General features: G+C 66.5%; 24 protein-coding genes and 1 tRNA gene. 12 read left to right on the plus strand and 13 right to left on the minus strand.

Annotated features, from left to right (window positions below; genetic code table 11):
- The first annotated feature begins 48 nt into the window (after nt 1–48).
- From fdhD to QGN17_RS04760, 3 genes are read left to right on the plus strand one after another with little or no spacing between them, the layout of a single operon-like run.
- Nucleotides 49–843 carry a formate dehydrogenase accessory sulfurtransferase FdhD gene (fdhD, locus tag QGN17_RS04750; RefSeq protein WP_281043353.1) on the plus strand — a complete coding sequence of 265 codons (795 nt, stop codon included), beginning with the start codon at nt 49–51 and terminating at the stop codon, nt 841–843.
- A 9-nt stretch (nt 844–852) separates the two neighbouring features.
- The gene (gene hemB / locus QGN17_RS04755) at nt 853–1845 is read left to right on the plus strand and encodes a porphobilinogen synthase (RefSeq protein WP_281043354.1); all 993 of its coding nucleotides are present in this window, start codon (nt 853–855) and stop codon (nt 1843–1845) included.
- Entirely contained in the window at nt 1842–2369 is a 528-nt protein-coding gene (locus QGN17_RS04760) for a GNAT family N-acetyltransferase (protein WP_281043355.1), read from the plus strand. The genes hemB and QGN17_RS04760 overlap by 4 nt, the downstream gene beginning before the upstream one ends.
- A gap of 31 nt (nt 2370–2400) precedes the next feature.
- Here the strand turns inward: QGN17_RS04760 and QGN17_RS04765 are convergent, their stop codons facing one another.
- The 7 genes from QGN17_RS04765 to QGN17_RS04795 form a co-directional block, all read right to left on the minus strand.
- Nucleotides 2401–2820 carry a secondary thiamine-phosphate synthase enzyme YjbQ gene (locus QGN17_RS04765; protein ID WP_281043356.1) on the minus strand — a complete coding sequence of 140 codons (420 nt, stop codon included), beginning with the start codon at nt 2818–2820 and terminating at the stop codon, nt 2401–2403.
- The gene (locus QGN17_RS04770; protein ID WP_281043357.1) at nt 2817–4664 is read right to left on the minus strand and encodes a DUF885 domain-containing protein; all 1848 of its coding nucleotides are present in this window, start codon (nt 4662–4664) and stop codon (nt 2817–2819) included. Before QGN17_RS04770 ends, QGN17_RS04765 begins: the two co-directional genes overlap by 4 nt.
- A gap of 29 nt (nt 4665–4693) precedes the next feature.
- Complete coding sequence (locus QGN17_RS04775) at nt 4694–6514, minus strand: DUF885 domain-containing protein (protein ID WP_281043358.1); 1821 nt, start codon at nt 6512–6514, stop codon at nt 4694–4696.
- A 68-nt stretch (nt 6515–6582) separates the two neighbouring features.
- A complete protein-coding gene (locus QGN17_RS04780) occupies nt 6583–7053 on the minus strand; it encodes a phage regulatory CII family protein (RefSeq protein WP_281043359.1) in 471 nt (156 codons plus the stop codon).
- A 95-nt stretch (nt 7054–7148) separates the two neighbouring features.
- Nucleotides 7149–7225: transfer RNA gene (locus QGN17_RS04785), tRNA-Pro, on the minus strand.
- 51 nt (nt 7226–7276) lie between these two features.
- Nucleotides 7277–7543 (minus strand): hypothetical protein, encoded by a 267-nt coding sequence (locus QGN17_RS04790; RefSeq protein ID WP_281043360.1) that lies wholly within the window; start codon nt 7541–7543, stop codon nt 7277–7279.
- A 163-nt stretch (nt 7544–7706) separates the two neighbouring features.
- Complete coding sequence (locus tag QGN17_RS04795) at nt 7707–7991, minus strand: hypothetical protein (RefSeq protein ID WP_281043361.1); 285 nt, start codon at nt 7989–7991, stop codon at nt 7707–7709.
- Nucleotides 7992–8257: 266 nt separating this feature from the next.
- Here QGN17_RS04795 and QGN17_RS04800 point away from each other — a divergent pair, with 266 nt between their 5' ends.
- The 4 genes from QGN17_RS04800 (at nt 8258) to QGN17_RS04815 (ending at nt 14479) form a co-directional block, all read left to right on the plus strand.
- On the plus strand, nt 8258–10540 hold the full coding sequence (locus QGN17_RS04800) for a glycosyltransferase family 4 protein (protein WP_281043362.1): 2283 nt from the start codon (nt 8258–8260) through the stop codon (nt 10538–10540).
- 51 nt (nt 10541–10591) lie between these two features.
- On the plus strand, nt 10592–11854 hold the full coding sequence (locus QGN17_RS04805) for a glycoside hydrolase family 130 protein (RefSeq protein WP_281043363.1): 1263 nt from the start codon (nt 10592–10594) through the stop codon (nt 11852–11854).
- A 100-nt stretch (nt 11855–11954) separates the two neighbouring features.
- Nucleotides 11955–13634, plus strand: coding sequence for an energy-dependent translational throttle protein EttA (gene ettA, locus QGN17_RS04810; RefSeq protein ID WP_281043364.1), 1680 nt, complete (start codon nt 11955–11957; stop codon nt 13632–13634).
- The gene (locus tag QGN17_RS04815) at nt 13634–14479 is read left to right on the plus strand and encodes a hypothetical protein (protein WP_281043365.1); all 846 of its coding nucleotides are present in this window, start codon (nt 13634–13636) and stop codon (nt 14477–14479) included. The genes ettA and QGN17_RS04815 overlap by 1 nt, the downstream gene beginning before the upstream one ends.
- Before the next feature lie 32 nt (nt 14480–14511).
- Here the strand turns inward: QGN17_RS04815 and QGN17_RS04820 are convergent, their stop codons facing one another.
- The 3 genes from QGN17_RS04820 to QGN17_RS04830 form a co-directional block, all read right to left on the minus strand.
- Nucleotides 14512–14961, minus strand: a complete 450-nt coding sequence (locus QGN17_RS04820) for a hypothetical protein (RefSeq protein ID WP_281043366.1) — start codon at nt 14959–14961, stop codon at nt 14512–14514.
- A gap of 76 nt (nt 14962–15037) precedes the next feature.
- On the minus strand, nt 15038–16555 hold the full coding sequence (locus QGN17_RS04825; protein ID WP_281043367.1) for a hypothetical protein: 1518 nt from the start codon (nt 16553–16555) through the stop codon (nt 15038–15040).
- A 35-nt stretch (nt 16556–16590) separates the two neighbouring features.
- Nucleotides 16591–17223, minus strand: coding sequence for a carbonic anhydrase (locus QGN17_RS04830; protein ID WP_281043368.1), 633 nt, complete (start codon nt 17221–17223; stop codon nt 16591–16593).
- Between the two features lie 66 nt (nt 17224–17289).
- Between QGN17_RS04830 and lipA the strand changes: the two genes are divergently transcribed.
- Both lipA and QGN17_RS04840 read left to right on the plus strand, forming a co-directional pair.
- The gene (gene lipA, locus QGN17_RS04835; protein WP_281043369.1) at nt 17290–18216 is read left to right on the plus strand and encodes a lipoyl synthase; all 927 of its coding nucleotides are present in this window, start codon (nt 17290–17292) and stop codon (nt 18214–18216) included.
- Nucleotides 18217–18240: 24 nt separating this feature from the next.
- Nucleotides 18241–18687, plus strand: coding sequence for a type II toxin-antitoxin system RatA family toxin (locus tag QGN17_RS04840; protein WP_281043370.1), 447 nt, complete (start codon nt 18241–18243; stop codon nt 18685–18687).
- Here the strand turns inward: QGN17_RS04840 and QGN17_RS04845 are convergent.
- Genes QGN17_RS04845 through QGN17_RS04855 form a run of 3 tightly spaced genes read right to left on the minus strand, consistent with a single transcriptional unit; the run spans nt 18663 to nt 20892 of the window.
- Nucleotides 18663–19223, minus strand: a complete 561-nt coding sequence (locus QGN17_RS04845) for a CinA family protein (protein WP_281043371.1) — start codon at nt 19221–19223, stop codon at nt 18663–18665. The two genes, QGN17_RS04840 and QGN17_RS04845, sit on opposite strands and share 25 nt — an antisense overlap.
- Nucleotides 19220–19741 (minus strand): hypothetical protein, encoded by a 522-nt coding sequence (locus tag QGN17_RS04850; RefSeq protein WP_022690488.1) that lies wholly within the window; start codon nt 19739–19741, stop codon nt 19220–19222. The genes QGN17_RS04845 and QGN17_RS04850 overlap by 4 nt, the downstream gene beginning before the upstream one ends.
- Nucleotides 19738–20892 (minus strand): bifunctional 2-C-methyl-D-erythritol 4-phosphate cytidylyltransferase/2-C-methyl-D-erythritol 2,4-cyclodiphosphate synthase, encoded by a 1155-nt coding sequence (locus QGN17_RS04855; RefSeq protein WP_281043372.1) that lies wholly within the window; start codon nt 20890–20892, stop codon nt 19738–19740. The genes QGN17_RS04850 and QGN17_RS04855 overlap by 4 nt, the downstream gene beginning before the upstream one ends.
- An 89-nt stretch (nt 20893–20981) precedes the next feature.
- Between QGN17_RS04855 and dusB the strand changes: the two genes are divergently transcribed.
- From dusB to ntrC, 3 genes are read left to right on the plus strand one after another with little or no spacing between them, the layout of a single operon-like run.
- Complete coding sequence (dusB, locus tag QGN17_RS04860) at nt 20982–21986, plus strand: tRNA dihydrouridine synthase DusB (protein WP_281043373.1); 1005 nt, start codon at nt 20982–20984, stop codon at nt 21984–21986.
- Complete coding sequence (locus QGN17_RS04865) at nt 21962–23071, plus strand: two-component system sensor histidine kinase NtrB (protein WP_281043374.1); 1110 nt, start codon at nt 21962–21964, stop codon at nt 23069–23071. Before dusB ends, QGN17_RS04865 begins: the two co-directional genes overlap by 25 nt.
- A 4-nt stretch (nt 23072–23075) precedes the next feature.
- A complete protein-coding gene (ntrC, locus tag QGN17_RS04870; RefSeq protein ID WP_281043375.1) occupies nt 23076–24518 on the plus strand; it encodes a nitrogen regulation protein NR(I) in 1443 nt (480 codons plus the stop codon).
- Nucleotides 24519–24562: the final 44 nt, after the last annotated feature.

Here is a 24562-nt window from a genome sequence, read left to right on the forward strand (position 1 = left end):
CCACCATCTCCATCTGCGGTCCTCGGCCGATTTCTGCTAGGAGGCGGAATGATCGTTTCGGCCACGCCCGCATCCTTCCATCGCATCACGCCCGACGGCGCAATCCGTTCCATCGAAAGAGCGCTGGCGGTCGAGATGCCGGTGGCGATCGAGATAGATGGCATCGGCTATGCGGTGATGATGGCGACGCCGGATGCGCTGGACGATTTCGCGCTCGGCTTCTGTCTGTCCGAACGCCTCGTCGATCGCGCGGAGCAATTGCTGGCGGTCGAGCCGCACGAGGCGGAACGTGGCGTGCTGCTGCGGCTCGCGCTGGCGGCGGAGGTGCGCGGCCGGGTGATGGATCGGGTGCGGCATCGCATCTCCGAATCGTCCTGCGGTCTGTGCGGGATCGAAAATCTGGAGCAGGCGCTCCGGCCGCTGCCGGGCATCGTGGCCGCGAACGTTCCGATCCCGACCGAGTCGATGTTCGCGGCGCTCGACGCGGTGCGGGCCGAGCAGCCGCTGGGGCGCGAGACGGGCGCGGTCCATGCCGCCGCCTTCTGCGGGCCGGACGGCGCGATCCGGCTGATCCGCGAGGATGTCGGCCGCCACAATGCCTTCGACAAGCTGGCTGGCGCAATGGCGCGGGCAGGGGAGGATTGGCGGCAAGGCTTCGCGCTCACCACTGCTCGTCTCTCCTACGAACTGGTCGAGAAGGCGGCGCTGGCCGGGTGCCACACCCTCGTCGCCATCTCGGCGCCGACCAGCCTCGCGATCGAGCGGGCGAAGGAAGCCGGCATCCGCGTCGTCGCGCTCGCACGGCCCGATGCGATGCTGGAAGCCGCGGCGTCGAGCGACTAGGTACACCTCATGACCGCTTCCTTCCCCGCGCTCCGCCTGCGCCGCACCCGCGTCGCCCCCTGGTCCCGCCGCATGGTCGCCGAGCATGTGCTGACCCCGGCCGACCTGATCTGGCCGCTGTTCATTGCGGACGGCGTGGGTGTCGAGGAGCCGATCAAGACGCTCCCCGGCGTGTCGCGCTGGTCGATCGACAATATCGCGAAGCGCGCGAAGGAAGCCCAGGCGCTGGGCATCCCGTGCATCGCGCTCTTCCCCAACACGCCGCAGCATCTGCGCACGCCGGACGGGCGCGAGGCGCTCAATCCGGACAATCTGATCTGCCGCGCGGTGAAGGCGATCAAGGATGCCGCGCCCGATGTCGGCGTGCTGACCGACGTCGCGCTCGATCCCTATACCGAGCATGGCCATGACGGGCTCGTCGACGAGGCGGGCTACGTCCTCAACGACGAGACGATGGCGCTGCTGGTCGAGCAGGCGGTGGTGCAGGCTGACGCCGGCGCCGACATCATCGCACCCTCCGACATGATGGACGGTCGCGTCGCCGGGATACGTGCCGCGCTGGAGGACAAGGGCCACCGCAACGTGCAGATCATGGCCTATGCCGCGAAGTACGCCTCCGCCTTCTACGGCCCGTTCCGCGATGCGGTCGGATCGCGCGGCCGGCTGAAGGGCGATAAACGCGGCTACCAGATGGACCACGCCAATGCCGAAGAGGCGCTGCGCGAGGTCGCGATGGATCTCGCCGAGGGCGCCGACACGGTGATGGTAAAGCCGGGCCTGCCCTATCTCGACATCATTCGCCGTGTGAAGGAGCGGTTCGAAGTCCCTGTCTTCGCGTATCAAGTCTCCGGCGAATATGCGATGATCGAGGCTGCCGTCGCGGCCGACATGGGCGACCGCGACGCGCTGGTGCTGGAAACCTTGCTGGCGTTCAAGCGGGCGGGCTGCTCGGGCGTGCTGACCTATCATGCGGCGCACGCTGCAAGGCTGCTGGGCGCATGATCGAGACCGAGCGGCTGATCCTGCGCGGCTGGCGCGACGAGGACCATGCGCCGTTCGCGGCGATGGGGCGCTCGGCCGCGGTCATGGAGCATCTCGGCGATCCGATGGACGACGATCAGGTTGCCGCCGCGATCGCGCGCACCCGCGGCTTTCAGGCGTCGCACGGATATACCTTCTGGGCGATCGAGCGGCGCGCGGACGGAGCCTTCCTCGGCTTCTGCGGTCTGAAGCCCGGCACTGTCGGCCCGATCAAGGGAGAGGTGGAGATCGGCTGGCGCCTACGCGAGGATGCGTGGGGGCAGGGCTATGCCCGCGAGGCGGCGCAGGCGAGCCTCGACTGGGGTTGGGCGAACCTCGATACGCCGAAGATCATGGCGATCACCACACCTGCCAACACGGCGAGCTGGGGCCTGATGATCCGGCTTGGCATGACGCGCCGGCCCGACCTCGATTTCGGCCACCCGCAGTTCCAGCCGGGCGACAGGCTGTACGAGCACATCACCTACGAGATCGCGCGGCCTTAGAAGAAGCGCCCCTCCCTGAAAGGGAGGAGGATCACGCCCCGATCAGATGCGCCGCCACCTCGCGCTGATGAGGCCTGTGGCGGTGTTCGAACAGGTAGATTCCCTGCCACGTTCCCAGCACCGGTCGCGCGTCACGGACGGGGATCGACAGCTGCACCGACGTCAAAGCGGTGCGTAGATGGGCCGGCATGTCGTCTGGCCCCTCGTCATCGTGGCGATAGCGGTTCGGGTCTTCGGGCGCGATGGTCGCGAAGTAATCCTGAATGTCCGCCCGCACCTCGGGCGCCGCATTCTCCTGTATGAGCAGCGACGCCGAGGTGTGACGGCAGAAGAGCGTCAGCAGCCCCTCGGACACGCCCGCATCGCCCACCCATTCCAGCACCGCGTCGGTAAATTCGACGAGGCCCTGTCCATGCGTGTCGATGACGAGCGTGCCCGAGGCCTGCCTCACGCCCTGGCCGATCCGATATAGCCGTCGATCACGCCTTCCAGCAGCTCCAGCGGTACGCCGCCGGTGCGGATCACGACATCGTCATATGCCGCGAGATCGAACTTGGCGCCGAGCGCCGCCTTCGTCTTGTCGCGCAGGCGGGTGATCTCGTTATGGCCCATCTTGTAGCCGCAGGCCTGACCGGGTGCGGCGCAATAGCGATCGACCTCGCTGGTCGCTGCATTCTCGCCCTTGCCGCTTTCGGAGGTGAGGAAGCGCACCGCCTGCTCCCGGCTCCAGCCGAGCGCGTGGATGCCGGTATCGACCACCAGGCGGCAGGCGCGGAACTGCTGCGCCTGCAGATAGCCGATGCGGCTCCACGGATCGTTGTCGTAGAGGCCGCTCTCGTCGATCAGCTGCTCGGCATAGAGCGCCCAGCCCTCGACGAAGGCGTTGAAGCCGGTGAGCGAGCTGATCGAGGGCACCTCGTCATGATGCTCGGCGAGGTAGGCGAGCTGCCAGGTATGGCCCGGAATACCCTCATGCGCGCAGAGCGAGGCGATCTGGTATTTCGGCCAGAGCGAGGTGGACTTGAGGTTGATGTAATAGATGGCCGGGCGCGATCCATCGAGCGCGGCGGGGTTCATGTAGCCGAGGCCGGCACCGTCCTGAATGTCCGGCGGTACGCGCTTCACGATCACGTCCGCCTTCAGGCCCAGCTTGCTGAACTTCGGCATGATCTTGCGGACCATCGCGATGCGCTCGTTGCAATAGGCGATCAGGTCGGCGCGGCCCTTGTCGGTATCGGGGTAGAGGAAGCGCGGATCTTTGTTGAGCGCCGTCACGCGCTCGCCGACCGTGCCCTTGGTCATCCCCTGCGCCTTCAGGATCGCCTCCATCCGCGCTTTGATCTGCTCGTTCTGGTCGAGGCCGATCTGGTGGATCTCCTGCGGGGTGCGCGTGGTGGTGGTGCCGAGGCGGAGCGCCCAGGCATAATAGGCCTCGCCGTCGGGCAGGCGCTGCACGCCCGCCGTCATCGGCGCGTCGGCGGTGGAGGCGGCGAAGGCCGTGATCTCGCGATCGAGTGCCGGGTAGACCATGGTCTCCATGATCTTCGCGGCCTTCTCGCCATAACCGGTGAGGCCGAGCTTCTTGGTCTTCTCGTCGAGGTTAGTGACGAGGGTCTGCTGCGCGGCCGGCGTCGCGCGGAAGCCCTTGAGGATGCCCATCGCGTTGTCGGCGATGAACTTGGGCGGCACCACGCCGATCGCGGCCTTCTCCTTGAGCTGGACGGTCTCCTGTTCGATCTGGCGCGCGAAGGCGGAGACGCGGGCGAGATAGGCCTCGGCATCGGCCTTGCTCTTGATGTCGTGGGCGGAGACGAGGAAGTCCGGCACCGATCCGGCCGCGCCGTTCTGCTGGGTCACTTCATAGGGGCCGGTGCCGCCGAAGAAGCCCGCGCCCGCGCCGCCGCCATATTTGAACTTTGTGCCGTCGATCCCACGCTCAGTCGCGTATTTCACGGTGTCGTAGCGGATCTGTGCGGGCGTGGAGAGTGCGGCGCGGTCGGTCTTGAGCAGGCGGTCGTGGATCGACTGGATCGTGGCGTCGAACTTCGCCTCCGACGCATCGCTATTCTGAGAAAGCTCGCCGCGCAGCGCCGCCAGCTTGCCCTTGTCCAGCCCGAGTTGGGTCGCCGTTTCCGGCGTCTGCATCAGGATCTCGTCGGTGAAGCCGTCGAGCTGATCGAAGAACGCCTTGTCCGCCGGCGTGGCCGCCGCCTCGGCCGTGCCCGGCAGCAGCGAGAGCATGCCGCCGGCAGCCGCGCCCGCGAGCAGTTCGCGGCGACGAAATCCCTGATTCATCCTTGATACTCCCTGATATTCTCGTGACGTCATGACAGCGTCGTGATCCACTGATCGCCGATCTGCTGAAGGATTTCCAGCGGCACCCGGCCGTGCGCCAGCACAGCATCGTGGAACGCCTTGATGTCGAAGCGCTGGCCCTGCTTCGCCTTCGCCTTCTCGCGGATGCCGGTGAAGGTGGAGTGGCCGAGCTTGTAGCTGCAGGCCTGCCCCGGCGTCGCGCAATAGCGTTCCACCTCGCGGGTGGCGAATCCCGGCGCCTCGCCGTCCTGATCGACGAAATACTGGATCGCCTGCTCGCGGCCCCATTTCAGGTGGTGGATGCCGGTATCGACCACGCAGCGATTGGCGCGGAACAGCTGGAACTTGAGATAGCCCAGCCGCCCGAGCGGATCATCGTCATACATGCCGATCTCGTCGGCGAGCTGCTCGGCATAGAGCGCCCATCCCTCGCCATAGCCCGAGAAGCCGCCGGTCTTGCGGATCAGCGGCAGGTTCGTGTTGGAAAGCGCGAGGCCGCCTTCGAGCTGATGGCCCGGCAGGCCCTCATGATAGATCGTCGTGGCGAGGCAGAATTTCGGCCATTCCGCGCTGTCGTGCAGGTTGAAATAGACGATGCCGGGGCGCGATCCGTCGATCGCCGGCGATTGCGAGAAGGCGGAGGCGGCGCCCGCCTCGGTCTGCGGCGGCACGCGTCGCACCTCGAACTGGTAGGGCGGCACGCGGCTGAACACCGTGGGCAGCTTGCCCCGGATCGCGTCGAGCCTGCCGTTGCAATAGGCGATCGCCTGCAGCTTGCCCTCGTCGGTGTTCGGATAGAGCTGGCGCGGATCCTTGTAGAGCGCGGCCATGCGCTCGCCGATCGTGCCCTTGGTGAAGCCCTGCTGGCGGAGCAGGCCGTCGAGGCGCGAGGAGATCATCTTCGCCTGATCCAGCCCGAACTTGTGTACCTCGTCGGGCGAGAGCGCGGCGGTCGTCGTGGTGCGCAGCGCGGTGGCGTAATAGGCCTCGCCGTCGCGGAACTTCCACACGCCCGCATCGTGCGTCGCCTTCGCGCGAAGCTGCTTGGCATAGGCGATCTGCCGGTCGAGCGCAGGGCCGATCTTCTGGTCGTAGATAGCGGCGGCCTGCCTGCCATAATCGTCCCCCAGTCCCTTGGCCGCCGCACGCCTGGCGATCGAGGTGACGACGAGGGCATCGGCAGCCGGCACGCGCGTCTTGGTGAGCTGGGTCAGCGTGGTGTCGAGCAGGAAGTCCGGCGGGATCACGCCGAGGCCGGCGTCGTGCTTCATGCGCGCGGTGTTGTCGTCGATCTGTTTGCCGAAGGCCTCCAGCCGTGACAGATAGGCGTCCGCATCAGCCTTGGTCTCGATCTTGTGCTTGGTGTCGAGGAAGTCCGGCACGTCCTGATAGGCGCCGGTCAGCTGGCTGACCGCGTAGGGCGAGGGGCCGAAGGACGAACCGCCGAAATCGAAGCTCTGCACGGCGGCGGCCGATTTCTGCGTGTAGAGCACCGTGTCGTAGTCGATGCGGTCATTCTCCGAGAGTGCGCCGCGATCGATCTTCGCCAGTGCCGCGAGGTTCGATTGCGTGAGCGCACGCGATGCGGCGCGGCCCGCGTCGCTCTGGTCGGAGAGCTTGCCCCGCAGATCCGCGTTCGCGCCCTTGTCGAGCCCGAGCTGGGTCGCGCCTTCCGGGCGCAGCCGCAGGCCCGCCGTGAACATCCGGTCGAACAATGCACGCAGCTCGGGCGAGGGAGCGGCACTGGTCGCGGCCCGTGCCCAGCCGGGCAGCATCGCAGCGGCGCCCGCCGCGGTTGAGGTGAGCAGAAACGCACGGCGGTCGATCATGTGATGCCCCTTGATCCGCCCCCCGGCGGGGCGGAAGCTAGGCCGGGGCAGGGGCCGTGCGCAAGCGCTTATCCCCGGAGCGGTGGCTGCTTTTCCACGGCGAGGCGCACCGTGGCGATCGCGCCCTCGGCCTCCTTCACCTCCTTCATGATCGCGGCGCGGTCGCGGTGATCGAGGAAGGTGCCGGCCTCCAGCGAAGCCACCACCACCTGCATGACGTCGATCGCCTCGCGCACCGACGCGGCGACGGCCTGCCGGATGCTGACCGCCTCGTCCAGCAGACCGTCGGCCTTCTTGGCAAGCACGTAACCGCTGTCGTCGGCGAAGAACTGGAGCAGCCGCTGGTCGGGAATGATCGCGATGAGCTGGCGGATCTCTTCGGCGCGGAAGCGCGTGCGACTGGTCAGCCGCCCGTGCAGCGTTGCGTAGGTGAGGCCGAGCTTCTCCGCCGCATCCTCCAGCGAGATCAGCTTCTCGACCACCAGCAGCTGGTAGGCGAGCATCGCGAACCCGCAATGCCTGTGCGTCTCGACCGTCATGCAAATCGTCCCCTGATCCCTTGGCGCTAGGGACCAAGCCGCGCGACGCTTGTCAAATAGGGAAATGCCCAATGGGGGAATGCCGGCCGGCAAAGTGGTCGGGGAGACAGGATTCGAACCTGCGACCCTCTGCTCCCAAAGCAGATGCGCTACCAGGCTGCGCTACTCCCCGACGGCGCCGTCCCTACGGATGGCGTTCGGCCGGGTCAATCGCGTTGCTGGGTTACCAGCGTCGCGCCTGCATTTGCTGGACCTGGATCCGCTCCTGAAGATCGGCGATCTGCCACTGCCTTGCCGTCATGCACCTGTCGTTCCGGCAGATGAGTGGCTCTTGCGGCTTCTTCGCTTTTTTCGGCTTGGCGGAATCCGCCGCCGACTGCGCCGGAGGTGTCGCAACCTGCGGTGCGATGTCCTGAACGTCATTCTGCGCTGCCAGTTGGAACGGCGCCACCAGCGCAATGCCGGCAAACATGACCCAGACCCGCTTCATCGCCAATGCCCCCGAACCGCTCCAACGATCCGCAGGAATGCTCTTCCTCCGGGCAAGTCAAGGCAGGCGCCGATCCGCCGCAAAGAAAACGGGCGCCTCCACATGGGAAGCGCCCGCTTATCGGCAGGACCGCCGCACGGATGCGCGGCGGCGACAGGCCGGATTACTTCTTGGCGGCGTTGTCGATCGCGTCCGCCTTGTTTTCGGCGTCCGACTTCACCGCATCGGCCGAATTGTGCGCGGCGTCGGCAGCGTTATCGAGTTCGTTGGCGGCCATGGCGTTCGACGAATTGTCGGCAGCGGCCGACAGCATGTCGCCCTGGTTGTCGAGAGCGGCGGCGGCGTTGTCACCGGCGTTGGCGACCGCATCGGCCTGGTTGGTGCTGTGGCCGCAAGCCGCGAGGCTCATCAAACCGGCGGCGGCGAACACGAAGGCGATCTTCTTCATTTCGGGCAGCTCCCTAATTACTCGAGCACTTTTCTGTCTTCGGGCGCGGCAGCCGCCGTCCCCGGCGAGACGGCATAGCGCGCGCAAAGCACCGGTCAACGCCTCAGATGGGGTGTTTTGTTCCATCCGTCGCATAAGTTCGCGACCGCAACAAATTTTTGTGCAACCATGTTCCGGTTCAGACATTGAGCGGGTGAGGGGCGAACTGCGCATAGACTAACATCCATGCTTTTCAGGATGTTGTGCGACGCGCGAACGGGATGTCGATGATGGACTCAGCAAACGGGCCGGACGTTCGCAAGGTTGCCCTGATCGGCAACAACCCGCCTCGATTGTGTGGCATCGCAACATTCACGCGGGATGTCCGCAACGGGCTGCTCGATGCCTTTCCCGACCTCACGATCGACGTCTACGCGATGAACGATCGGAGTGCCCACCATGTCTATCCCGATGAAGTGGTCTGCTCGATCGATCAGGATGATCTGTCGAGCTATGCGCGCGCCGCCCATCGGATCAACGCGAGCGGCGCCGATGTGGTCTGCGTACAGCATGAATATGGCATATTCGGCGGCGCGGCGGGCGCACACCTGCTGAAGTTGCTCGATCGGGTAACGGCGCCGGTGGTCGTGACGCTTCACACCGTGCTGGAGCAGCCAACGCCCGAGCAACGCGCCGTGATGGAAGCGTTGGCACGTCGTGCTTCCACGCTGATCGTGATGGCGGAGAAAGGGCGTCGCATTCTGCAGGATGTCCACGGGATCGCGGAGGATCGTATCGCGGTCGTTCCCCATGGCGCGCCGGATCGCGCGATGGGCGATGGCGAGGCGATGAAGCGTCGGTTCCGCTGTGACGGTCGTAAAGTGCTGCTGACGTTCGGCCTGCTCTCGCCCAACAAGGGCATCGAAACGATGATCCGCGCGATGCCGACGATCGCGGCGCGGCATCCGGACGCGCTCTACGTCGTCCTGGGCGCGACTCACCCCCATCTCGTCGCGCACGAGGGCGAAGCCTATCGCGAGCGGTTGATGGCGCTGGCCGACGAACTTGGCGTATCCAGGCACGTCCGTTTTATCGATGGCTTCGTCGAGCAGCCTCGACTGCTCGATTTCATCGCGGCAGCCGACGTCTATGTGACGCCCTATCTCAACGAGCAGCAGATCACCTCGGGCACGCTGAGCTATGCGGTGGCGCTGGGCAAACCTGTTGTCTCGACTCCCTATTGGCACGCGGCCGAACTTCTGGCCGGGGGGGTAGGCATGTTGGTCCCGTTCGGTGACAGCAGCGCGTTCGCCGCGCGGATCATCGAACTGCTCGATCGGCCCGAAACGCTGGACGAGATGAGCCGCCGCGCTTGGTCGGTCGGTCGGTCGATGACCTGGCCGGCGATCGCGCGGGCCTATGTCGCGATCTTCGAGGAGGCGGTGCGGTCGCAGCCCGCACGACTGTTTCCGGGGGTGGAGCGCAACACCGATCCCGTCCCGCCGCGTCTGGGAGCCGTCGAGCGACTGAGCGATGGCGTCGGCATCATCCAGCATTCGATCTTCTCGGTGCCGGATCGCACCCATGGCTATTGCGTCGATGACAATTGCCGCGCGCTGATGCTGATGCACCGGATCGACGGGCCGGACAGCGTGCGCGCCGACGAACTGGCCGCCATCTATGCCGCCTTCGTGCAACATGCCTGGAATGGTCAGCGTGGCCGCTTCCGCAACTTCATGGCGTTCGATCGGGCCTGGCTGGAGGAGGAAGGATCCGAGGACAGCTTCGGCCGCACCCTCTGGTCGCTGGGCGACACGGCGGCGCGGGCGCGAAGCCATGAACTGCGCCGCTGGGCCTCGCACCTGTTCGATCAGGTCGCGCCGCACGTCCGCTCGCTCGGCTCGCCTCGTACCTGGGCCTTCGCCATGATCGCGGCCGACGCCATGCTGGAAGCGCATCCGGGGCACGAACTGGCGGTGGCTTTGCTGCGCGATCTGGGCGCACGTCTGCACGCCCGGCTCGCCGAGGCGCGGTTGCCGGGCTGGGAGTGGTTCGAGGCGGTGCTCGCGTACGACAATGCCCGGCTGCCCGAGGCGCTGCTGCGTGCCGGCCGCCGCCTCGACGATCCGGTCATGCGCGCAGAAGGGCTGGCGACGCTCGCCTGGCTCGATGCCCAGCAGAGCAACGACGACGGGCAGTTCCGCGCCATCGGGACGGACAGTTTCGGGCGCGAATATATGCCGCCGCTGCCGTTCGACCAGCAACCGGTCGAGGCGTGGGCGTCGATTGATGCCGCGCGCATCGCGCACGAGATCACCGGCGAACTGCGCTGGGAGGAAATGGCGCGCAAGGCCTATGCCTGGTATCTCGGTGCCAATGACGTCGGCCTGCCGCTCGGCTCGGTGATCGATGGCGGTTGCTTCGATGGGCTGATGAGCGACCGGGTTAATCTCAATCAGGGGGCTGAATCCGTTCTCGCCTTCCAATTTGCCTGTTGCGCGATGCGTGAAATGGCGGAAAAGGCCGAAGCTGAAGGTTCTGGTACGAAGGCCGGCATCGTCGCCTCCTGATCCGCAGGGGGCGCTTCGCCGGGGGTGGGAGGCGTTTTGCTCGACCTTGTGATGCACTGGCCGCTTCGGCTCCAGGCGGATGCCTCGCGCGTCGTGGTCCGCCCGTTTCATCTGCCAATCGATTCCAAGAACGGCCAGAAGAGCCGCCCGCGCCGCATCGTCGAGGCTGTGCTCGAGATGGACGAGCAGCAGGCCAAGCGCGAGCTGAGCGTCGTACTCAAGGATTTCGAGGCGCGCCACTGGCAGACACGCAGCGTGTTCCGCACGCGCTATGCCCAGATGGCGATGGCGCTGCACCTCGACGACGACGAGATTTCGGACATCAAGCAGCAACTCATCGGCGCCTTCTTCTGCAACGAATACAGCTATGCCGCCGCCGCGATCATGAACCCCTCAATCGTGCGGCACCCCGATCAGTCCGGCCTGTCGGAAGGCTCGTCGCGGATCATCATGTCCGTGCGCACCGTGGGAGAGGGGCATATCTCCTCCATTGCGTTTCGTGAGGGTATCCTGTCGCCCGGCACCCGCTTCGAGCTGGCGCCCGAGCCACCTTTCGCCACTGCGGCGGACTCGGCCAAGGAATTGGGTAACGGCGCGATCGAGGTGCACCGCCATCGCGACTCGACGCTGTCCGGAACCGTCATCTTCCCGCTCACCTCGGCCCAGTCCAAGGGGCTGGAGGATCTGCGCCTCGTCGAATTCACCCACGACGACGGCACGGTCGAATGGCTCGGCACCTACACCGCCTACAATGGCGAGAGCATCCGGTCGGAGATGATCCGCACGCGCGATTTCCGCAGCTTCACTCTCGCCCCGATGTCCGGACCGGCGGCGCGCAACAAGGGCATGGCGCTCTTTCCGCGCAAGATCGGCGGGCAATATGTGATGGTCGGCCGGCAGGATGGGGAGAACCTGTTCCTGATCCGCAGCAACAAGCTCGACCACTGGGGCGAGGGCGAGTTGCTGATGACGCCCCGATACCCTTGGGAAATGGTGCAGATCGGCAATTGCGGATCGCCGATCGAGGTGGACGAGGGCTGGCTGCTGTTGACCCACGGCGTCGGCGCGATGCGCAAATATTCGATCGGCATCGTCCTGCTCGATAAGGATGATCCCTCGAAGGTGATCAAGCGCCTGCCGGTGCCGCTGGTCTCGCCGGCGGACGAGGATCGCGAGGGCTATGTGCCCAACGTCGTCTACACTTGCGGCGCGATGCGGCACGGCGATCTGCTGTTCATGCCCTATGCGGTGGCGGACAGCTCCGTCGGCTTTGCCTTCGTGCCGATCAAGGAACTGATCGACGCGATGGTGTGAGGCCGCGACGCGCCACCCGACGTTGCTTTTCGGCCCCTGATCGCTAGATAAGCCCGGAAAATCCGAACACTTCGAACCCCTCAGACGAGCGAGTATCCGCATGGCCGGCCAGTACGCCTATGTCATGAAGAACATGACGAAGACCTTCCCCGGCGCTCCCAAGCCGGTGCTGAGCAACATCAACCTGCAATTCTACCACGGCGCCAAGATCGGCATCGTCGGCCCCAACGGTGCCGGCAAGTCGACGCTCATCAAGATCATGGCCGGCATCGATACCGAATTTTCGGGCGAAGCGTGGCCGGGCGAGAACGTAACGGTCGGCTATCTAGCGCAGGAGCCGCAGCTCGATCCCAACAAGACGGTGCTGGAGAACGTCAAGGACGGCGCCCGCGACGTCGCCGACATGCTCGATCGCTTCAACGCCATCTCGGCCGAGATGGGCGATCCCAAGGACGACACCGACTTCGACAAGCTGATGGAGGAGATGGGCGTCCTTCAGGAGAAGATCGACGCGGTCGACGGCTGGACGCTCGACAACCAGCTCGAGATCGCGATGGAGGCGCTGCGCTGCCCACCGTCCGACTGGTCGGTGGAAAGCCTTTCCGGCGGTGAGAAGCGCCGCATCGCGCTCACCCGCCTGCTGATCCAGAAGCCCTCGATCCTGCTGCTCGATGAGCCGACCAACCACCTCGACGCCGAGAGCGTCCAGTGGCTGGAAAACCACCTCAAGGAATATGCCGGCGCGGTGCTGATGATCACCCACGACCGCTATTTCCTCGATAACGTTGTCGACTGGATCCTCGAGCTCGATCGCGGAAAGTATTTCCCCTACGAAGGCAATTATTCGACCTACCTCGACAAAAAGGCCAAGCGCCTCGAGCAGGAGGATCGGGAGGAGAGCGGCCGCCAGACGGCGATCCGCAACGAGCTGGAGTGGATCCGGCAGGGGCCGAAGGGCCGCCAGACCAAGTCCAAGGCGCGTATCGCCAAGTTCGACCAGCTGGTCGAGGCGCAGAAGGATCGCGCACCCGGCAAGGCCCAGATCGTCATCCAGGTGCCCGAGCGCCTCGGCGGCAAGGTCATCAACGTCGAGGGCATCTCGAAGAGCTTCGGCGACAAGAAGCTGTTCGAGAACCTGTCCTTCATGCTGCCAGCCGGCGGCATCGTCGGCGTGATCGGGCCGAACGGCGCGGGTAAGTCCACGCTCTTCAAGCTGATCACCGGGCAGGAGAAGCCCGACAGCGGCACGATCGAGATGGGCTCCACCGTCCACCTCGGCTATGTCGACCAGAGCCGCGACGATCTCGATCCCAAGCACAATGTCTGGGAGGAGGTTTCGGACGGACTCGATTATGTGAAGGTCAACGGCCACGACATGTCGACGCGCGCCTATGTCGGCGCGTTCAACTTCAAGGGGCAGGACCAGCAGAAGAATGTCGGCAAGCTCTCGGGCGGTGAGCGCAATCGCGTTCACATGGCCAAGATGCTGAAGCGTGGCGGCAACGTGCTGCTGCTCGACGAGCCGACCAACGACCTCGACGTCGAGACGCTGGGCGCGCTGGAAGAGGCGATCGAGAATTTCGCGGGCTGCGCCGTGGTGATCAGCCACGATCGCTTCTTCCTCGATCGCCTCGCCACGCACATCCTCGCCTTCGAGGGCGACGGCCATGTCGAATGGTTCGAGGGCAACTTCGAATCCTACGAGGAAGACAAGCGTCGCCGTCTGGGCGATGCAGCCGATCGGCCGGGCGCGGGCGCGTATAAGAAGCTCACGCGCTGATGCGCCGCGCTCTCCTGTTGCTCGCGAGCCTCTGGGTGCTCGCGGCAGCGGGAGAGCCGGCTCCTCTCTCTCCGCAGGCATTCCGCGATCGCTTTGCGGCAGCGGTCGCTACGGCAACGGGCCATGCGACCAAGCCGATCGACGACTATACGTTCGATGCGAAAAGCTCCGACGGCAGCGACATCACGATCAACACCGACAACGCCTACGCCGCGTATCGGGCAGACCCGGCTCAACTCGATGCGATCATCGGTCGTTATACGCGAACTCTGGCGGGCACTGAGGACGCGGAGCACGACGCGACCGATCAGCTGATCGTGATCGTGCGCCCGTCGGATTATCTGGCGCGAAACCTGCCATCGGGATCGCAAACGGGGGGCTTCGTCGCGCCCCGGCCCATGGCTGGAGATCTCTCCTATTTTCTCGCGGTGGATTCACCGGAAAGTATTCGCACGGCCGGCAAGAGCGACCTCGCCCGATGGCATATCGACGAGGCGACGGCATGGAAGATCGCAATCGGAAATCTCGGCGCGCGGGTTGGCTCGATTTCGGTCCTGCATCTCGGCGCAGATGATGGCGCGAATGGCATTGGTGCGGCCAGTGGTCTCGCGCCCAGCATCCTCGCGGACCCGACCTATTGCGCGAAGGATTCTCCAGCAGGCGCGAACGGCGAAATCATACTGCTGTACGCCAAGGACTTCTTCCTGTTCACGATCCCCGCCGACAAGGCGATGACCAGCAGGTTCTGGACATCCGTCAAGGCTGAGATCGGCGCGGGCCGATCATTGTCGTCCACGCCACTGGCGTGCCGGGACGGGCGCTGGCAAGCCGTTCCCATACCCTGACCGCGCCCGAAGGGGCGCGGTCAGCGGCGACATCAATAATAATCGGCTGGATCGGGCGCGGGCGAATTGCAGGCCCGGTTGCTGCCGTGACGGCAGGCATAATCCTGCACGCGCCACGCTTCCATGGCGTCGGCATAGGCGCGCTTCTGGTGGGCATAGTGGACATCCTGGCGGGCGACCTGACGGCCGTGCGCCTGCATCGCCTGATCGTAGGCGGCGAGATCCTGCTGATACTGCGCCTGGCTGGCGGCGTTCTGGGCATGGACCGACTGGATGCTGTTCTGCACGCTGCCGTTGGCCATGGTCGTGCCGGGATCGACGCCCGGCGCGACCTGACCCGGCGGCACCGTAACCGATGCGGCGGCCGAGCCGTCGTTAGCAGGCTGATGCGGGTCGCTCTGCGCCAACGCGGCGGGATTGATGCTCGCCGTCAGCGCAGCGAAGGCTCCGGCCGCCAGCAGGGCAAAAGGAACGCGGGTCATCCATGGTCTCCCTCAAGCACTCGCCCCCCATGTTGATGATGGGGCGCAAACGGCCGGAGGTCGGCAGCGGTTCCGATCAGCGTCGAACCTGCCACGCGCGCGGCCAGCACCGCCCGTCGTCGATCGGCGAGACGAGCACGGGCGGGATGGCGGGGAGCATCCAGCCCGGAACGCGCGTGGCGTCGGCGAAATAATTCTCCTTGCCGTTCTGCGGGAAGGCGATGTCGGTGCCGCTCCACAGGTCGCAGCTTGTCTGCGGTGCGGGGCGGTTGATGACCGCGCGAATTACCTCGCGCAGCGGCGTCATCGCGCCGACCATCAGCATTCCCGCCAGACAGATGGCGGCTCCGCACCGCACGCCGGCAAGGATATCGGCGGACAGCACGGCCAGGATCAGCAGCGCGGGGATCGATGCCCGCATCTCAAGGTCCACACCCGCGCCGATATGCGCGAAGGGCAGGAGAAGCAGGCTCATCGTCGCGAGGGCGAAGGTCGCTGGACCGAACCTGCCGCCGCGCTGCGCCAGCCAGATGATGGCGACGAAGGGGATCACTTCCAGCATTTCGAACAGGCAGTAGATGGCGGTCGGGAGGGTCTCGAAATACAGGCCGAGCTTCGCGGGATCGACTTGCATGTACCGGATTGGCGCGGCGGCCAGCAGACAGGCGACGGCAGGGATGGCGATGTCTACGCGCTTCAGCCGCAGACCGGCCAGTGTCTCGACGCCGGCCAGCGCGACGAAGGGCAGCATCCCGATTTCGGCGAGAGGCGACCACAACATGCCCAGCGGCACGCTGGCGAGCAGTGGGAAGAGTGGCGCTTTGCCACTCCGCCACAGGAGGAAAAGGAGGCTGCCCAACCACCCGGCGAGCGCATGATGCGGCACCCAGAAGGCCAGCGTCACGGTGGAGGAATATTGCAGGCCCGCCCAGTCATCGATGTGATGATCCAGCGGCCAGAGCGTCGAAGGATCGGTGAGCAACTCGCCGATCGTGTCCAGCCCGCTGAACAGGACAAACACGACGAGCGCGATCGTCCGTCCGCGCGTCGTATCGAACAGAAGCGATCCCAGCGCCAGCAGCGCGCCGCCGATCAGCCCGTTCTGTACCAGCATCGCCCATTCGGCGACAGTCACCCCGCCGATCTTCCCGAACAGCGCGGGCGCCAGATACATGCCGAGCGGCGCGCGCATCAGCTGCGGGTCGCCATGTCCGCCGTAGAGGAAGGGCCACGGCCAGCGGACCATGTCCTGCAGCACCGCGTCGCGAACCAGCCAGTCGGTATTGGCGAAAAACAGCCGACCCTGCCCGCCGAGCAGCATCATGGCCAGCCCGACCGCCATGCAGATCAGCAGGCGCCGGACAGGGATAGTCGCATCGAACCGGATGCGCGCCGTCATGCCGGCGATCAGCGCGGTCGCACCGATGCCCACGATCCAGACCAGTGCCGGGGTCAGGCCGAGGAAACGGAGCAGCAGCAGATTATCGAGCGCGAACAGCCCGAGCAGCCCCGCGACCAGCCATGCGGGGTCGATGCCGTGGCGGGCGTCAGCGGCGGGGGCGGGCGAAGATGTCTCCATCATGGTCCCCGCCATGGCCCATCGACCGTATATTTATCGTAATCGCGCCGTCAGGCCGGCTTGAATGCCCCGCCGGTCTCGTCGAGCAGCTGGAGCTGGCCCTCGCGGATGCCGAACCATGCGCCGCGCAGCGTCAGCGTGCCTGCCGCCTCGGCCGCCGTGACGAAAGGGAAGGTGCGCAGGTTGGCGAGACTGACCTTCACCGCCTCGCGCTCCATGATGCGCTGGGCGTCGTCGCCTTCGCCATGATGCGCGACGACGTGCGCGCGCGCCTCGTCCAGCATATCGACCCAGTGACCGACGAAGCCGCCTTCCCCCGGCGCCTTGCCCGCGAATGCCTGGGTCAGCGCCGCCTTGCAGCCGCCGCAGAATTCGTGGCCGAGCACGATGATCTCTGGCACCTTGAGCTGGGTCACGGCGAATTCCAGCGCGGCGGAGACGCCGTGGCGGCTCGCGTCGGGCTCGTAGGGCGGCACGAGGTTGGCGACGTTGCGGACGACGAAGATCGTACCGGGCGCCACATCGAAGATCTGCGCCGGGTCCACCCGACTGTCCGAACAGGCGATGACGAGCGTGTCGGGCGACTGTCCTTCGGCCAGATCGGACCAGCGATCGCGCTGCGCCTTCCAGCCGTCGTTGCGGAAGCGGCGATAGCCGGCGAGGAGATCATCGAAGCTGGACATGGCCGTTTGACTAGGAGTGCGCGGCGGGGCTGGCAAGACCGCCCCGCAATCGCTATCTGCGCGGACATGACCGAACCGTTGCAGGAAGCCCGCCCGCCCCGCATCCGCAAGCCGGACTGGATCCGGGTGAAAGCGCCCACCTCCGTGGGCTTTTCGGAGACGAAGGCGCTGATGCGCCGGCTCAATCTCGCCACCGTGTGCGAAGAGGCCGCCTGCCCGAACATCGGCGAGTGCTGGACCAAGAAGCACGCGACGGTGATGATCCTGGGCGACACCTGCACGCGGGCCTGTGCCTTCTGCAACGTGAAGACCGGCATGCCCCGCGCGGTCGATCCGTTCGAGCCGCAGCACACCGCCGATGCCGCCGCCGAACTGGGCCTGGAACATATCGTCATCACCTCGGTCGATCGCGACGACCTGCCGGACGGCGGCGCCTCGCAGTTCGTCAAGGTGATCGAGGCGCTGCGCCGCACGACGCCCAGCACCACGATCGAGATTCTCACCCCTGATTTCCGCAACAAGGCTGAGAGTGCGGTCGAGAAGATCGTCGCGGCGCGGCCCGACGTCTACAATCACAATCTCGAGACGGTGCCGAGGCTCTATCCGACGATCCGGCCCGGTGCGCGCTATTATGCCTCGCTGCGCCTGCTGGAGAGCGTGAAGAAGCACGATCCGTCGATCTTCACCAAGTCCGGCCTGATGACGGGCCTGGGTGAGCAGCGGCTGGAGGTCCATCAGGTGATGGACGACATGCGCTCCGCCGACATCGATTTCCTGACGATGGGCCAGTATCTTCAGCCCACCCCGCGCCACGCCAAGGTGGAGGAGTTCACCACGCCGCAGGCCTTCAGCGCCTATGCGGCGATTGCGCGCGCCAAGGGCTTCCTGCTGGTCGCCGCCTCGCCGCTGACGCGTTCGAGCTACCATGCCGGCGATGATTTCGCGAAGCTGCGCGAGGCGCGTGAGGCGAAGCTGGGGAAGGTGCGGGCCTGACCCGGCCACTCCGTTAGACGATCAATGCCCAAGCACACCGAAACTCGCCACTTGCCCTATAGCCCCGATCAGATGTTCGATCTGGTCGCGGACGTGGCGCGCTATGGCGAGTTCCTGCCGTGGGTCGCGGCGGTGCGCGTCCGGTCGGACAGCGAGACCGAGATGGTCGCGGATCTCGTCGTCGGCTTCAAGAGCCTGTCGGAGCGCTTCACCTCGAAGGTGACGAAGGAGCGCGCGAGCCGGATCCATGTCGAGTATATCGACGGCCCGCTCGCCTATCTCCACAACGAATGGGGATTCCGGCCGGACGGGCAGGGGGGCACCCACGTCGACTTCATGGTCGACTTCGCGTTCAAGTCCCGTATCTTCGAGATGCTGGCGGGCCAGGTCTTCGACAAGGCCCTGCGCAAGATGATCGGCGCGTTCGAAACCCGCGCCGCCCAGCTTTACGGGGCCGGGGTCGGCGCCTGAGGCGTCAGCGCCTCGCCCACGCCGGGCGGGGGCGAGGGGAGCAGCAGTTCCAGCGCGCACAAGGCGGCCTGCAGCCGGATCGCGGCGCGGCCGAGATCGCCGAACTCGCGACGATCCGCCACGACGTCGTCCGGATCGCCCGAACGCGACGCGCGCGCGAACACCACGGTGCCCACCGGCTTCTTCTCCGAACCGCCGCCGGGGCCTGCGATGCCGGTGATCGCCACGCCGATATCGGCGTTGGTCTTCTGGATCGCGCCCTGCGCCATCGCCCAGGCGGTCGCCACCGAGACCGCGCCGAACGTCTCCAGCACGTCGGATGCGACGCCCAGCATGTTCATCTTGGCGTCGTTGGCATAGGTGACGAGGCCCGCCTCGAACACGTCCGAACAGCCGGCGATCTCGGTCAGCGCGGCGGAGACGAGGCCGCCGGTGCAGCTTTCGGCCACCGCGATGCGCAGGCCCGCCGCGCGGTTCTCCTCGATCACGCGGCGCGCCGCCTCGATCAGTTGCGAAGGAAGATTGGAATCGGTCATGGTTCGGCCCCTTCGCCCTTCGGCGGGCAGACCGCAAGCCCCTTCACGCGGCCCGGCCCGGCCAGCTCCAACGCCAGCAGGATCGCCTCGGTCATCCCGTCGGCCCTGAGATTCCCGGCCAGTTCGACCATCGAATCGATATTCTCGCAGTCCTTCAGCGGGACATGATCCTCGATCTGCTGATCGACGAACTGCCTGGCGAGGCCGGTGATCGTGTCGTCGGAGGCGAAACCAGCGAGGTTCTGGCCGGTCGCCTCCTGAATAGCTTGCCGCGCCGCCGCCGGATCGACCGGCGCCTCGGCGCGATAGCGGTTGGCGAGGCCGACACCCTCGTTCGGCAGGAAGGCGTCGCGCGGCAAAGCGGGCTTGCAACGCGTCGCAAGCGCCTCGACCGCATCCGGCAGCGCGAGGCGGATCAGCGTGCGCATGTCGTGATGCGGGATGCAGACCGGGCGCTCCGCCTGAACCTGCCCGGCGATCAGGGCGGTGGCGGCGATCGGAAGGGCGAGTCGTTTCATTCCACGGGCAACCTTACGCTTGCCACGGCCTGTGCCGCCATGCCCTCGCGACGCCCGGTGAAGCCCAGTTGTTCCGTCGTGGTCGCCTTCACGCTCACCCGGTTGATCGACAAGGCCAGCAACTCAGCAATCCGCTCTCGCATAGCCTGGCGGTGCGGACCGATTTTGGGTGCCTCACAGATGATGGTCAGGTCGACATGATCGATGATCCCGCCCCGTGCCGAGACGAGGCTCGCGGCGTGCTGGAGGAAGGCGCCCGAGTCGGCGCCCTTCCAGCGAGCGTCACTCGGCGGGAAGTGGCTGCCGATATCGCCGTCCGCGATGGTGCCAAGCAGCGCATCGGTGATGGCGTGGAGGCCGACATCCGCGTCGCTGTGGCCGGCGAGCTTGTGGCTATGCGGGATCTTCAGGCCGCATAGCATGATGTGATCGCCTTCCGCGAAGGCGTGCACGTCGTAGCCCATGCCGACGCGTGACGTCATGATCGCACCCAATCGCGCCTCGGCGGCGGCGAAATCGGCCTCGTGGGTGAGCTTTTCGAGCATGATGTCTCCGGGGACAGCAAGGACTGTGTGGCCGGCCGCACGCGCGACCTGCGCGTCGTCGGTGGGTTCGGCGTCGCCCGACCAGTCGCGATGCGCGGCGAGGATTGTATCGAAGCGGAACGCCTGTGGGGTCTGCACCCGCGCCAGCCCCTCGCGCGGCACGTTGTCGCCCAGCACGCCGCCGTCGGCGCGCACCAGAGTATCAACCATGGAGAGGGTCGGGATGGCGCCGGCCTTGTCCTCCAGCGCCGCCAGCAGCCGATCGATCACGGCGGGGGGCAGGAAGGGCCTTGCCGCATCGTGGATCAGAACCCGCCCGGCATCGCCGATCGCTTCCAGCCCGGCACGCACCGACTCGCGCCGTGTCGCCCCGCCGGATGAGGATGTCGCCACGCGCTCGCCCAGCGCCTCGGACAGCTGGGCTTCCTGGCCTGCGCCGATCACCACGTGCACCGCGTCGATCGCCGGATGCGACGCCAGCGCATCGACCGCGCGCGCGATCACCGGCACGCCCGCGACCTTGCGATATTGCTTGGGGATGCCCCCGCCCATGCGCGAGCCGCTGCCCGCCGCCACGATCAGCGCGACCGTCCTGTTCTTATCCATAAGTCGGGGCGATTAGCGGAGGCCGCGCTTGCCCGCCAGCCGGTTTCGGGGTAGGCGGCTGCCTCTTTTTCAGGCATTTTGTGGATACCATGCGTCAGCCGCTCCTCAGGCCGATCCAGATCGGCCCCGTCACCATCGACACGCCGGTGATCCTGGCGCCAATGACGGGCGTGTCGGACCTGCCGTTCCGCAAGATGGTGCGCCGCTATGGATCAGGCCTGAACGTCACCGAGATGATCGCTTCGCAGGCGGCGATCCGCGAGACCCGCCAGTCGATCCAGAAGGCGGCGTGGGATCCGATCGAGGAGCCGGTTTCGATGCAGCTGGTCGGCTGCAGCCCCAAGGAGATGGGCGAGGCGGCGAAGCTCAACGAGGATCGCGGTGCCGCGATCATCGACATCAACATGGGCTGCCCGGTGCGCAAGGTGGTGAACGGCGATGCCGGATCGGCGCTGATGCGCGACGTGCCGCTCGCCACCGCGTTGATCGAGGCGACGGTCAAGGCGGTGTCCGTCCCTGTCACGCTCAAGATGCGGATGGGCTGGGATCATGACAGCCTCAACGCGCCCGAACTCGCCCGCATTGCCGAGGATCTCGGCTGCAAGATGGTGACGGTCCACGGGCGCACCCGCAACCAGCTCTACAAGGGCACGGCGGACTGGGCCTTTATCCGCCGGGTAAAGGAAGCCGTTTCGATCCCGGTGATCGCCAATGGCGACATCTGCACGGTCGACGATGCCGAGGAGGCGTTGCGCCAGTCCGGCGCGGACGGCGTGATGATCGGGCGCGGCGCCTATGGCCGGCCGTGGCTGCTCGGCCAGACGATGCGCTACCTGCAGACCGGCGAGCGGCTGGACGATCCGTCGTTCGACGAACAATATGCCGTGATCGTCGAGCATTACGAGATGATGCTCGCGCATTATGGCATCGAGACCGGCGTCAACATGGCGCGCAAGCATCTCGGCTGGTACACTAAGGGGCTGCACGGCTCGGCCGAGTTCCGCAACACCGTAAACCAGGTGCCGGACGCGAAGCAGGTGCTGCGCATGCTCGATGAATTCTACGCTCCATGGCGCTGCCGGGCAGCCGCCTGATCCGCTTTCGCCGGGGGGCGGAAGAAGCGGGGGAGCCATCGCCGGCGGAGCTCTTCGCCGCGCTGCCGACTGCCATGCTGGTGATCGACGGGCAGGGCGTGGTGCAGGATTGCAATCCGCCGGCCGAAGCGCTGCTCAATCTCGCGCGCAGCGTCGTCGTCGGCCGTACGGTCGAGGAGATGACCGGCCACCCGATGACCTCGATCGCGCCGGATCAGCCGGTCGCCGCCTACGATACCGACATGGTGATGCCGGGCGGTCGCCACTACCGCGCCGACATCATGGTCGCGCCGCTGCCCGATCGGCCGGGCTGGCGCATCCTGATGATCCATGGCCGCGCGCATCACGATTTGTCGGCGCGTCGCGGCGAGCAGAGCAGTCGCGGGCTTCCGGCGGCGGCGGCGGCTTCGCTGCTGGCGCATGAGATCAAGAACCCGCTGTCCGGCATCCGTGGTGCCGCCCAGTTGCTCGAAAGCGGCGCCCCGCCCGAGCAGGCTGAGCTGACCGGCCTGATCCGGGGCGAGGTCGATCGCATCGCCCGGCTGATCGATCGGATGGAAGGCCTGTCGGACACGCGGCCCCGTCCGCTGGAGCCGCTCAACATCCATGTCGTGCTGGGCCACGCCCGCGATCTCGCGCGCGCCGGCTTCGCGGCGGGGCGCACGATCCGCGAGCTGTACGATCCCTCGCTACCGGACGTGCTCGGCAATCGCGACGCGCTGGTGCAGGTGGTGCTCAATCTTCTCAAGAACGCCGCCGAAGCGACCGGGGAGGGCGGGCTGATTACGCTCACCACGGCCTATCGCCACGGCGTCTCGGTCGCGAGCCTCGGCGGTGGCCAGCGTGTCGCATTGCCGATCGAGCTGTGCGTGATCGACGACGGACCCGGCGCGCCCGTCGCTATCGCCGAGCATCTGTTCGATCCGTTCGTCACCTCCAAGCCTTCGGGCAGCGGCATCGGCCTCGCGCTGGTCGACAAGCTGGTGGGGGAAATGGGCGGCATCGTGGAATATGCGCGTGAGGGCCATCCGGAGCGGACCGTCTTCCGCCTCCTGCTCCCCCGCGCACCTGCCCTGGGAAAGTGACGTCATGAGTTCAGTATCCGGCCGTATCCTCGTCGTCGACGACGATGCCGCGATCCGCACCGTGGTGCGCGAGGCGCTGCGTCGCGCAGGGCATGTCGTCGAGACCGCGGGATCGGTTGCCGACATGCGCCGTTCGCTGAGCAGTTTCGCGCCCGACGTGCTGGTCACCGACGTCATGCTCCCCGACGGCGACGGACTGGAACTGGTGCCCGAGATCCTGAACCGATACCCCGGCCTGCCGGTGATCGTGCTGTCGGCGCGCAACACCCTGGCGACGGCAGTGCGCGCGACCGAGCAGGGGGCGTTCGACTATCTGCCCAAGCCCTTCGACCTGGAGGAACTGGGCCGCGCCGTCTCGGGCGCGCTCGCCAACCGCGTCGCAGCCAATGACGAGGGCGAGAGCGAACGCCACGACCTCCCCCTGATAGGTCGCTCTCCGGCAATGCAGGCGGTCTATCGCACGATCGCGCGCGTGGTCTCGAACGACCTCACCGTGCTGATTCTCGGCGAGAGCGGCACCGGCAAGGAACTGGTCGCCCGCGCGATCCACGAGCTGGGGCAGCGTGGTTCCAAGCCGTTCGTCCCGGTCAACATGGCCGCGATCCCGCGCGAGCTGATCGAGAGCGAACTGTTTGGCCACGAGCGCGGCGCCTTCACCGGCGCCGCCCAGCGCACCGCCGGCCGGTTCGAGCAGGCGGCGGGCGGTACACTGTTCCTCGACGAGATCGGCGACATGCCTCTGGAGGCGCAGACCCGGCTGCTGCGCGTGCTGCAGGAAGGCGAGTTCACCACCGTTGGCGGCGCGCGCCACATCAAGGCCGATGTCCGCGTGATCGCGGCCACCAACAAGGAGATCGAGCGGCTGGTCGCAGAGGGCGGCTTTCGGGAGGATCTCTATTACCGCCTCAACGTCGTGCCGATCCGGCTCCCCGCGCTCCGCCAGCGGATCGAGGATGTCGGCGAGCTGGCCCGCCACTTCCTCGATCGCGCCGCTGCCGACGGCCTGCCGAGAAAGTCGCTCGACGAGGCGGCGGTGCAGCGACTCGTCCGCCACGGCTGGCCGGGCAACGTGCGCGAGCTGGAGAACCTGATGCGCCGCTTGGCCGTGCTGGTCCGCGAGGAGCGGATCGGCGGGCCGGCGGTCGATGTGCAACTCGGCAGCGCCGCCGCCGAAGCCGCGCCCGCGATGGAGGGTGATGGCGGGCTGGCCGGATCGGTGGAACTGCACCTGGCGCGTTATTTCGCCGGTTTCGGCCGCGATCTGCCGCCGGACGGCCTCTACGAACGCCTGCTCGCCGAGATCGAGCCGCCGCTGCTGCGCATCGCGATGAGCGCCGCCAAGGGCAACCAGATCCGCGCCGCGCGCCTGCTCGGCATCAACCGCAACACGCTGCGCAAGAAGCTGACGGAGCGGGGCATCGACCCGACAGCGGCGCGGCGGGGATAGCGTCTCGTATCTTGGTCATCGAGAGACGCGAAGCGGCGTGGCGA

This window comes from Sphingomonas oryzagri (genome assembly GCF_029906645.1).
Lineage (GTDB): Bacteria > Pseudomonadota > Alphaproteobacteria > Sphingomonadales > Sphingomonadaceae > Solisphingomonas > Solisphingomonas oryzagri.